Below are 10834 nucleotides of genomic sequence, written 5' to 3'. Positions count from 1 at the left end.
ATTCACGAAGGTGCAGGTTGGTCATGGTCAATAGTTCACTTTCTTCTCGACGAACCGGAACTGCACCACAGTCAGCGCCACCACGATCACCATCAGTACGACGGACTGTGCGGCTGAACCGCCTTGATCCATCGCCTTGAACCCATCGTAGTACACCTTGTAGACCAGGATGGCCGTGTCCTTGCCGGGCCCGCCCGAGGTGGCTGCATCAATGATGGCAAAGGTGTCAAAAAAGGCGTAGACGATGTTGATGACCAGCAGGAAGAATGTGGTGGGCGACAGCAGCGGGAACACGATGGTCCAGAAGCGGCGCCACGGACGGGCGCCGTCGATGGCTGCAGCTTCCAGCAAGGACTTCGGAATGCTTTGCAGGCCGGCCAGGAAGAACAGGAAGTTATAGGAGATCTGCTTCCACACCGCCGCCATGACCACCAGCGTCATCGCGTGGGTGCCATTCAGCAGATGGTTCCATTTGAACCCCATGACGTCCAGGGCATAGGCCACCACGCCGACACTCGGGGCAAACATAAAAAGCCACAGGACACCAGCCACAGCGGGCGCCACGGCATAAGGCCATATGAGCAGTGTCTTGTAAGCCAGCGCGCCCTTGACAATGCGGTCAGCGAAGACGGCCAGAATCAGCGAAATACTGATGCCCGCCACCGCGACCGAGATCGAAAATATGGCCGTGGTGTAAAACGAAGCCAGATAGGTTTCGTCCTTCCACAGGTTGCGAAAGTTCTCCAGTCCAACCCAATCGACTGACATGCCGAAGGCATCAGCCCGTTGTAGGGACTGAAGCAGGGCCTGTGCCGCGGGCCAGAAGAAGAAGACGCCAATGACCGCCAGCTGAGGCGCCATCAGCACCCAGGGCAGCCACGCCGACCGGAAGACGACCCGTTTTTCCACAAGATGTGCTTCTTGTCAGCCTTTCTTGTTGTCCTTCTCGAAACGCTCCAATAGTTCGTTGCCGCGTTTCACAATGGAATCCAGCGCCTCCTGGGCCGACTTCTTGCCACCCCAGACCTGTTCAAGTTCTTCGTCTTCGATGGTCCGAATCTGGACATAGTTACCCAGCCGGATGCCGCGTGATTTGTCAGTAACTTTGCGAATCATTTGGTTCGGCGCGACGTCCGTGCCCGGGTTTTCCTTGTAGAAGCCGGACTTCTCGGTGAGCTGAAAGGCCGCAGTGGTGACGGGCAGGTAGCCCGTGCGCTTGTGGCTGGCCGACTGAACTTCGGGGCTGGAGACGTAGTTGAAGAACGCCGCGACACCCTTGTATTCTTCAGGCTTCTTGCCCGCCATGACCCATAGGCTGGCACCACCAATCACGGTGTTCTGCGGCGCGCCCGGCACATCCGGGTAGTAGGGCAGGGGCGCCAGGCCGAACGCGAATTTGGCGTTCTTCTTGACGTTGCCGTAGAAACCCGAGGATGTGGTGATCATCGCGCACTCGCCGGAAACAAAGGTGGGCTCGGCGAGGTTGTTGCGACCCTTGTAGACGAACAAGCCGTGCTTGGACATGTTGGCCAGGTTGTCGATATGGCGCACGTGCAGGGGGGAGTTGACCTTCATACGTGCATCCAGGCCGGCGAGGCCGTTGCTCTTGGTGGCAAATTCAACGTTGTGCCAGGCGGAGAAGCTTTCCAGCTGGGTCCAGCCCTGCCAGCCAATCGTGAGGGGGCACTTGTGACCGTTGGCCTTGAGTTTTGCAGCCGCCAGCGCGACTTCAGGCCAGCTGCTGGGGGCTTTTTCAGGGTCCAGCCCGGCCGCCTTGAACGCATCTTTGTTGTAGTAGAAGACGGTCGTCGAGCTGTTGAAGGGGAAGCTCAACATCTGGCCGTTGGGCGCCGTGTAATAGCCGGCGACAGCCGAAATGTAAGCGCCAGGGTCAAACTTGAAACCTGCGTCCTTCATGATCTGCGCCACAGGGACGATCGCGCCCTTGCTGGCCATCATGGTGGCGGTGCCGACTTCGAATACCTGCAGGATGTGCGGCGCGTTGCCGGCGCGGAAAGCGGCGACGGCTGCTGTCATCGATTCCGGATATTGCCCCTTGTAGACCGGCACGATCTTGTATTTGGTCTGACTGGCGTTGAAATCCTTGGCCAGGTCGTTGACCCATTCACCATTGACGGCTGTCATCGAGTGCCACCACTGGATTTCCGTCTGTGCCTGTGCGGGCATTACCAAAGCCGTCGCAAGGGCTACGGCGGTGAAACTGATCTTATTCATTGAACATCTCCTGGATATGGGCGCAGATTGCATTATCGCCGTGTCAATTTCATTACAACCGCGTGCCCGGGGACTGGCAAGCAGGGTTTCCATGAGGTCTGCCGCAGGGTTTCCCCACCCCAGGCGCGTGATTGCTGCACTGCGGTAACATTCCGGCTCAGCCGAGGCGTCACGTTTTTGCAAGGTTCAGGCTGTGAGTTGCCCCCTAATCGATGAACGCTCCCATCCCGCTCCACCACCTCGCCGCCGCCGCTGAAGAAGCGCCGCGCCTGCGCGAGATTCCCTACAACTACACCTCGTTCTCCGATCGGGAAATCGTCATCCGCCTGCTCGGAAGCCGGGCGTGGGACTTGCTGAACCGCCTGAGGGAAGAACGGCGCACCGGGCGTTCGGCCCGCATGCTGTACGAGGTGCTCGGTGATATCTGGGTGGTTCAGCGCAATCCCTACCTGCAGGATGACCTGCTGGACAACCCGACGCGGCGCAGGGCGCTGGTCGAGGCGCTGCACCATCGCTTGGGTGAGGTGGAAAAGCGCCGGACGCCGGACGTCGATCGTGAGCGCGATGCCCTCGTGGCCGAACTGCTGCAGGCCGCGACGCAGGCGGTCGGCGCCTTCGATGCCGCTTTTGAGGGGGTGGCCACCCTGCGCAAGCAGGCCCAGCGCATCCTGGGCCGCCTGACCGCAAAGGACAACATCAAGTTTGACGGCCTCTCGCGCGTGAGCCATGTGACCGACGCGACCGACTGGCGCGTGGAGTACCCGTTCGTGGTGCTCACGCCCGATACCGAGGCCGAAATGGCGGGCTTGGTCAAGGGATGCATCGAGCTCGGCCTGACGATCGTGCCAAGGGGCGGCGGCACCGGCTATACCGGGGGCGCCATCCCGCTGACCTGGAAGTCGGCGGTCATCAACACCGAAAAGCTCGAAGCCATGACCGAGGTCGAGATGGTTTCGCTGCCCGGCCTCGGTCAGCCGGTGGCCACGGTCTGGACCGAAGCCGGGGTCGTGACCCAGCGCGTGGCCGATGCGGCCGAGCGTGGCGGTTATGTATTTGCCGTGGATCCGACGTCCGCTGAAGCTTCATGCATCGGCGGCAACATCGCGATGAACGCCGGCGGCAAGAAGGCCGTGCTGTGGGGCACCGCGCTGGACAACCTGGCCAGCTGGCGCATGGTGACGCCCGAGGCGCAATGGCTGGAGGTCACACGCCTGAACCACAACCTGGGCAAGATCCACGATGTCGAGGTGGCCAGCTTCGAACTCAGGACCTTTGACGCCAGCGGCAAGAAATTACTCAACACCGAGCGGCTGGATATTCCCGGCAGCACCTTTCGCAAGGAAGGCCTGGGCAAGGACGTGACCGACAAATTCCTGGCCGGCCTGCCAGGCATCCAGAAAGAGGGCTGCGACGGCCTGATCACCAGCGCGCGCTGGGTGGTGCACCGCATGCCGTCGTACACCCGCACCGTGTGCCTTGAGTTTTTCGGCAATGCCAGGGACGCCGTTCCGAGCATCGTCGAGATCAAGGATTTCATGTTCGGGGAGCAAAAGTGCACGGGCACGCTGCTGGCCGGGCTGGAGCATCTCGACGATCGCTATCTGAAGGCCGTCGGTTACGCCACCAAGAGCAAGCGCGGCGGCCTGCCCAAGATGGTGCTCTTCGGCGACATTGCTGGCGATGATGCCGATGCCGTGGCCCGCGCCACCAGCGAGGTGGTTCGTATCGCCAATTCGCGCGCAGGCGAAGGGTTCATCGCCGTCAGCCCCGAAGCGCGCAAGAAATTCTGGCTGGATCGCAAGCGCACCGCCGCCATCAGCAGGCACACCAACGCCTTCAAGATCAATGAGGACGTGGTGATCCCGCTGCCGCGCATGGCCGAGTACACCGACGGTATCGAGCGCATCAACATCGAGCTGAGCCTGCGCAACAAGATTGCCCTGTGCGATGAACTGGCCGCTTTTTTCAGTCGTGGTGATCTTCCTTTGGGCCAGCAGGACGATGCCGCCGGGATTGCCTCGGCCGAATTGCTGGAAGACCGTGTGGCGCAGGCGCTGGAGGTGGTACAGGACGTTCGCGCGCTCTGGCAGGGGTGGCTGCAAGATGTGGCGACGCTGTTTCCTCAGCTCCAGGACCACACCCTGCGTGCGAGCTGGAAGACCCAGATTCGCGACCCGCTGGCGACGATCTTTACCGGCGCGGCTTTCCAGCCGATCATGGATGCGTGCACCGGGATGCATCAAAGGGTGCTCAAGGGGCGGGTGTGGGTGGCCTTGCACATGCATGCCGGCGATGGCAATGTACATACCAACATCCCGGTCAACAGCGACAACTATGAAATGCTGCAGACAGCACACGGCGCAGTGAAGCGCATCATGGTGCTGGCGCGCAGCCTGGACGGCGTGATCTCAGGCGAGCACGGCATTGGCATCACCAAGCTGGAGTTCCTGACTGACGCCGAGCTGCAACCGTTCACCGACTACAAGCGCCGCGTGGACCCGCAAGGCCGTTTCAACAAGGGCAAGCTGCTGCGCGAACCAGTCTCCGGCCAGCCCGGCGCACCGGTGTATTCGGCCGATCTGGAGCACGCGTACACCCCCAGCTTCGGGCTCATGGGCCACGAGTCGCTGATCATGCAGCAATCGGACATCGGCGCGATCGCCGACAGCGTCAAGGACTGCCTGCGCTGCGGCAAGTGCAAGCCGGTGTGTGCCACGCACGTGCCACGCGCCAACCTGCTCTACAGCCCCCGCAACAAGATCCTGGCGACGTCGCTGCTGGTCGAGGCGTTTCTGTACGAGGAGCAGACGCGCCGGGGCATTTCGATCAAACACTGGCAGGAGTTCGAGGATGTGGCCGACCATTGCACCGTCTGCCACAAGTGCCTGTCGCCCTGTCCGGTCAAGATCGACTTTGGCGAAGTCTCGATGAACATGCGCAACCTGCTGCGCAAGATGGGCCAGAAGTCCTTCAGGCCCGGCAGTGCGGCGGCGATGTTCTTCCTGGGCGCCACGCGGCCGGAGACCATCAAGCTGGTGCGCTCGGTCATGACCGGCGTGGCGTTTCGGGCCCAGCGCCTGGCCAATCAGGTGCTGCGCGTGGCAGCGAGGAAACAGACGGCCAGGCCCCCGTCGACAGTGGGCAAGCCTCCCGCCAAAGAGCAGGTGATCCACTTCATCAACAAGAAGATGCCGGGTGGCCTGCCCAAGAAGACGGCGCGGGCACTGCTGGACATCGAGGACAAGGACTATGTTCCGATCATCCGGAACCCGAAAGCGACCAGCCCGGAGTCCGAGGCGGTGTTCTATTTCCCCGGCTGCGGATCCGAGCGGCTCTTCAGCCAGGTCGGGCTGGCGACGCAGGCCATGCTGTGGCATGCGGGCGTGCAGACGGTGCTGCCACCCGGATACCTCTGCTGCGGCTACCCGCAACGCGGCTCGGGCGACTTCGACAAGGCCGAGAAGATCATCACCGACAACCGGGTTCTGTTCCATCGCGTGGCCAACACGCTGAACTATCTGGACATCAAGACCGTGGTCGTCAGCTGCGGCACTTGCTACGACCAGTTGCAAGGCTATGAGTTCGACAAGATCTTTCCCGGCTGCCGGATCATCGACATCCACGAATACCTGCTGGAAAAAGACATCAAGCTTACCGGTGCGCAGGGCGCATTCCTATACCACGAGCCTTGTCACAACCCGATGAAGCTGGGTGATTCGATGAAGACGGTCAAGACGCTGCTGGCCGGTAGTTCGGGCGACAACGTTCTGAAGAACGAGCGCTGCTGCGGGGAATCGGGCACGCTGGGTGTGACCCGCCCCGACATTTCGACCCAGGTGCGTTTTCGCAAGGAAGAAGAAATCCGCAAGGGCGAAGCCGTCTTGCGCGCAAGTGGCAAACTGGGTGAAAAGGACAATGTCAAGATCCTGACCAGCTGCCCGAGCTGCCTCCAGGGGTTGACCCGCTATGGCAATGACCTGCAGAACGGCTTGCTGGAGGCCGATTACATTGTGGTCGAGATGGCCATCCAGATCCTGGGCGCGAAATGGCTTCCCGAATACGTGGCCCAGGCCAACGCCGGCGGGATCGAGCGTGTGCTAGTCTGATGGCTCGCGGGGCTTTCCCGAATTGATTCCTTGAAGGACGTGTTCATGGCAGGATTGCAGGCAGGTTCCCCCATTCCCGTCGATCTGACGGTTCATAGCCAATCCAGGGTGCTGGAGGTCCGTTTTTCCGACGGCGCCAGCTTTCGCATTCCGTTCGAGCTGATGCGGGTGTATTCGCCTTCGGCCGACGTCCAAGGGCACGGGCCGGGTCAGGAAGTGCTTCAGACTGGCAAGCGCGAGGTCACGCTCACGGGTCTGGAGCCGATTGGCAATTACGCGGTCCAGCCGGCCTTTTCCGATGGCCATGACACCGGGATCTTTTCGTGGGATTACCTCTATTTCCTGGGGTCGCAGCAGGAGCAGCTCTGGGCTGACTACCTCGCGCGGCTGGAGACGGCGGGCGTGGATCGCGATGCTCCGATGCCCGGCAAGGCCGGTGCGGCCTGCGGCAGCCACTGAGCCCAGCAGCGGTTGCTACAAAAAACATAGCTTACTTGGTCCAGTTGACGCTGGGAACTGGCATAATTTCGTCGCAAATGCAACAAAATCACCGTTTTGGTGCAATCAGAAGCCCGTGACCGGGCCCTCATCACTAGCATTCATCCCATGAGTACGACGCATTTCGGTTTCAAGTCGGTCGACGAAAGCGAGAAAGCCCGGCATGTGCGCGGGGTGTTCGACTCCGTGGCCTCCAGATATGACGTCATGAACGACCTCATGTCGATGGGCCTGCATCGTCTGTGGAAGGCCTACACCGTCACTGTGGCCAACGTGCAAGAGGGTCAACGGGTGCTCGACATCGCCGGCGGAACGGGCGATCTGGCGCTGGCGTTTGCCGGCAAGGTTGGCAAGACCGGTTGCGTGGTGCATACCGACATCAACGAGGCCATGTTGCGCACCGGCCGCGACCGTCTGCTTGATGCCGGCGTCGTCCTGCCGACCCTGGTCTGCGACGCGGAACGGCTGCCGTTTCCGGGCGACCATTTCGACGTGGTCACGGTGGCGTTCGGCCTGCGCAACATGACCCACAAGGACCTCGCGCTGTCCGAAATGCGCCGCGTCCTCAAGCCGGGAGGCAAGCTGCTGGTGCTGGAGTTTTCCAAAGTGGCACAGCCGTTGGAAAAGGCCTACGACTGGTATTCCTTCAAGATACTGCCCCGGCTGGGCAAGTTGGTCGCCGGTGACGATGCCAGCTACCGCTACCTGGCCGAATCCATCCGCATGCATCCGGGCCAGGCCGAACTGAAAGCCCTTATGAAACAAACTGGCTTTGGCCATGTGGATTACCACAACCTCACCGGCGGGGTCGTGGCCTTGCATGTTGGAATCAAGTGCTGATCAATCTATATCCACGAATGGAAACACCATGAAACGTCTCTTTTCACTGATGCTGGTTGCCTTCCTGGTGCTCGGTTCGCTGAACGCCGAAGCGGCGCGACGTCTCGGCGGCGGCAAGTCCGTCGGGCAGCAGTCCAGCAACGTGACCCAGCGCAACGCCGCACCGGCAGCACCCACCCAGGCGGCGCCGGCTGCTGCGCCCAAGCCGGCCACGCCGGCTGCACCTGCGGCAGCGCCGAAGAAGCCCTGGGGCGCCATGCTGGGCGGGCTGGCCGCGGGTCTGGGACTGGCCTGGCTGGCGAGTTCGCTTGGGATGGGCGGTGCGCTGGGGCAGATCCTGCTGTTCGGGCTTCTGGCTCTGGCGGTGATGATGGTGATCGGCATGGTCATGCGCGCGCGTTCCAAGTCGTCCACCGCCTCTTCGGCCGGGCCGCTGGCCTTTGAGGGCGCAGCCGCAGGGGCAGGTTCGGCGCCGACGCTGCCCCGCCAGTACAGCCCCGATCATGTGGGCAACGATGCTTCGGCCCGGCCATGGGAGCGCAGCGCCACGGCGTTCGACGCGGCCAAGCCTGCCGGCGGCAGCATGATCGGTTCGGCATTGGGAGGCTCCCAGAGCTGGGGCATTCCTGCTGACTTCGATGCCGAGGGCTTCCTGACCTCGGCCAAGCGCAATTTCGTGACCTTGCAGGATGCCTGGGACCGCTCGGACATCGAGCGCTTGCGGTCCATGATGACCGACGGCATGTTGTCTGAGATCAAGTCGCAGTTGGCCGAGCGTGAAACGCATGCATCGGGTCAGGTCAACAAGACCGAGGTGGTGCTGCTCGACGCGCAGCTCCTCGGCATCGAAGATCTGGGCGACAGCTATCTGGCCAGTGTGGAATTCAACGGCATGATCCGTGAAGAGCCCTCGGCCGGTCCGAGCCCGTTCCGGGAAGTCTGGAACATGTCCAAGTCCAGGAGCGGCGGCAGTGGCTGGCTCGTGGCCGGGGTGCAGGCGCTCCAGTAGCGCCTGGCGGGCCTGGCCTGCGCAATTCAGGGAATAATCGGGGACTATGGCAACACAGTCCCCTTTTTCTTTGGCGGCGGGTCTCCTTGGGCAACTCGGATCCGGCTTGCAGCCGCCGGCCTGGATCGTGGATGAGCTCCAGCAAAGGCTGGTTCTGTTGCTCAATCATGTCCTGATGCAGGAGCCGCAAGCCCAGGCACGGCTCGTGCGGCACAAAGGCCGAAGCGTGCGGATGCAATGGCGCGGATTCACCCTGCCTTTCGTGGCCACCCCTGCGGGACTGCTCGACGTCCAGGCTGGCACCTCGAAGCCCGACCTGCTTCTGACCGTCACGGAAGAATCACCGCTGGCGCTGGTTCAGACCGTGCTTGGCGGCGAGCGCCCGGCGGTTCGGGTCGAAGGGGATGTCCAACTGGCCGCCGATGTGAACTGGCTGGTGGATCACCTGCGCTGGGATATCGAGGAAGACCTTTCCAGGGTGATCGGTGACGCCCCTGCGCACGCATTGGCACGTGCCGCTCGAGACGCTGCCCAGGCGTTGCAGCAGTTCGTACGTGGCCGCCCGCGCCCACCAGCGGACAAGGCGCCCGCATGAGTCGCCTGTTTCGCGGCGCGTACATCGTCTGGATCGCGCTGCGCTATGGGATGGATGAGCTGCTGCTCACGAGCCTGGACCGGCATTGGCTACGGGTGGTCGCGCGCATCGTCTCGGTGGGGCGCAATCTGGAGGCGCCGCGCGGGCAGCGCATGCGCGAGGCGCTGGAGCGACTGGGTCCGATCTTCGTCAAGTTCGGACAGGTGCTTTCGACCCGGCGCGATCTCCTGCCGCAAGATATCGCGGACGAATTTGCGCGCCTGCAGGACCGTGTGCCGCCCTTCAGCCCGGATGTGGCGGTCGCCTCGATCGAACGCGCATTCGGCCGCCCGGTGAGCGAGATCTTCAGCAGCTTCGAGCGCGAGCCTGTGGCCAGTGCCTCGATCGCGCAGGTTCACTTTGCCACGCTGAAGGGCCGTGACGGCCAGGAGCGCGATGTAGCGGTAAAAGTGCTGCGGCCCGACATGCTGCCCGTCATCGAAAAGGATCTCAGCCTCATGCGCATGCTGGCGGGCTGGGTGGAGAGCCTGAGTGCCGACGCCCGCCGTCTGAAGCCGAGGGAAGTCGTTGCGGAGTTCGACAAGTACCTGCATGACGAGCTTGACTTGGTGCGCGAGGCGTCCAGCGCCGCCCAGTTGCGCCGCAACATGGAGGGGCTGAACCTGGTGATGATCCCGGAGATGATCTGGGACTATTGCCAGTCAGACGTCATCGTGATGGAGCGCATGAAGGGCGTTCCGGTCAACCAGATCGAGCGCCTGCGGGCGGCTGGGGTGGATATCCCCAAACTGGCGCGAGATGGTGTGACCATCTTCTTCACGCAGGTCTTTCGTGACGGGTTCTTCCATGCCGATATGCATCCGGGCAACATCCAGATCAGCCTGGCGCCCGACACCTTCGGGCGCTATATCGCGCTGGATTTCGGCATCGTCGGCACCCTGACCGAGTTCGACAAGGAGTACCTTGCGCAGAACTTCGCCGCCTTCTTTCGGCGCGATTACAAACGGGTGGCGGAGTTGCACATCGAATCGGGCTGGGTGCCTGCCAGCACGCGTGTCGACGAGATGGAGGCCGCCATCCGCAGCGTCTGCGAACCGTACTTCGACCGCCCGTTGAAGGAGATTTCGCTGGGCATGGTGCTGATGCGCCTTTTCCAGGCCTCGCGCCGATTCGACGTCGAGATCCAGCCGCAGCTGGTCCTGCTCAAGAAAACCCTGCTCAATGTCGAGGGTCTGGGCCGCCAACTCGATCCCGATCTCGATCTCTGGCACACCGCCAAACCGTTCCTCGAAACTTGGATGATGGAACAGATGGGGCCGCAGAAGCTGATCAACGAACTCAAGGACCAGGCGCCGCGATACGCCAAACTCCTTCCGGACCTGCCACGTTTGCTGCACGATTACCTGAAGCAAAACCCGGCGGACAACCGCAGGGAACTGGAGCAACTGATCGCTGAACAGCGCCGCACCAACCGTCTGCTGCAAGGTCTGATCTATGGCGGCATTGGTTTTGCTTTAGGTCTGATCGCCATGCAGGTCATTCTGCGCGTGC

Annotated in this window: 8 protein-coding genes; 6 read left to right on the top strand and 2 right to left on the bottom strand. The window is 62.1% G+C overall.

The genetic code is table 11. The features are described 5' to 3' along the window. Window positions 1-27 precede the first annotated feature (27 nt). Together ugpA and ugpB are read right to left on the bottom strand one after the other, a co-directional pair. Window positions 28-909 (bottom strand): sn-glycerol-3-phosphate ABC transporter permease UgpA, encoded by an 882-nt coding sequence (gene ugpA / locus ACMUOY_RS17130; RefSeq protein WP_413893951.1) that lies wholly within the window; start codon window positions 907-909, stop codon window positions 28-30. Between the two features lie 15 nt (window positions 910-924). Beyond that, window positions 925-2235 (bottom strand): sn-glycerol-3-phosphate ABC transporter substrate-binding protein UgpB, encoded by a 1311-nt coding sequence (ugpB, locus tag ACMUOY_RS17125; protein WP_413893950.1) that lies wholly within the window; start codon window positions 2233-2235, stop codon window positions 925-927. Between the two features lie 212 nt (window positions 2236-2447). Between ugpB and ACMUOY_RS17120 the strand changes: the two genes are divergently transcribed. The 6 genes from ACMUOY_RS17120 to ubiB all read left to right on the top strand — a co-directional run. Continuing rightward, window positions 2448-6341, top strand: a complete 3894-nt coding sequence (locus tag ACMUOY_RS17120) for a DUF3683 domain-containing protein (RefSeq protein WP_413893949.1) — start codon at window positions 2448-2450, stop codon at window positions 6339-6341. A gap of 45 nt (window positions 6342-6386) precedes the next feature. Further along, entirely contained in the window at window positions 6387-6800 is a 414-nt protein-coding gene (locus ACMUOY_RS17115) for a gamma-butyrobetaine hydroxylase-like domain-containing protein (protein WP_413893948.1), read from the top strand. A gap of 147 nt (window positions 6801-6947) precedes the next feature. Then, window positions 6948-7679 (top strand): class I SAM-dependent methyltransferase, encoded by a 732-nt coding sequence (gene ubiE, locus ACMUOY_RS17110; RefSeq protein ID WP_413893947.1) that lies wholly within the window; start codon window positions 6948-6950, stop codon window positions 7677-7679. 28 nt (window positions 7680-7707) lie between these two features. Next, complete coding sequence (locus ACMUOY_RS17105; RefSeq protein WP_413893946.1) at window positions 7708-8688, top strand: Tim44 domain-containing protein; 981 nt, start codon at window positions 7708-7710, stop codon at window positions 8686-8688. A 46-nt stretch (window positions 8689-8734) separates the two neighbouring features. Continuing rightward, window positions 8735-9283 carry a hypothetical protein gene (locus ACMUOY_RS17100; RefSeq protein ID WP_413893945.1) on the top strand — a complete coding sequence of 183 codons (549 nt, stop codon included), beginning with the start codon at window positions 8735-8737 and terminating at the stop codon, window positions 9281-9283. Further along, window positions 9280-10834 (top strand): ubiquinone biosynthesis regulatory protein kinase UbiB (gene ubiB, locus ACMUOY_RS17095; protein ID WP_413893944.1); only part of this gene is annotated, 1555 nt, incomplete at its 3' end. The genes ACMUOY_RS17100 and ubiB, both read left to right, overlap by 4 nt.

It is taken from the genome of Candidatus Skiveiella danica (genome assembly GCF_022705245.1).
Lineage (GTDB): Bacteria > Pseudomonadota > Gammaproteobacteria > Burkholderiales > Burkholderiaceae_C > Skiveiella > Skiveiella danica.
This window is presented reverse-complemented; position numbering and strand designations above follow the sequence as displayed.

Excerpts from the sequence above, each read along its gene's own strand:
- ugpB (WP_413893950.1), bottom strand. The coding sequence starts at position 2,235 with ATGAATAAGATCAGTTTCACCGCCGTAGCCCTTGCGACGGCTTTGGTA.
- ACMUOY_RS17120 (WP_413893949.1), top strand. The coding sequence starts at position 2,448 with ATGAACGCTCCCATCCCGCTCCACCACCTCGCCGCCGCCGCTGAAGAA.
- ACMUOY_RS17115 (WP_413893948.1), top strand. The coding sequence starts at position 6,387 with ATGGCAGGATTGCAGGCAGGTTCCCCCATTCCCGTCGATCTGACGGTT.
- ubiE (WP_413893947.1), top strand. The coding sequence starts at position 6,948 with ATGAGTACGACGCATTTCGGTTTCAAGTCGGTCGACGAAAGCGAGAAA.
- ACMUOY_RS17105 (WP_413893946.1), top strand. The coding sequence starts at position 7,708 with ATGAAACGTCTCTTTTCACTGATGCTGGTTGCCTTCCTGGTGCTCGGT.
- ACMUOY_RS17100 (WP_413893945.1), top strand. The coding sequence starts at position 8,735 with ATGGCAACACAGTCCCCTTTTTCTTTGGCGGCGGGTCTCCTTGGGCAA.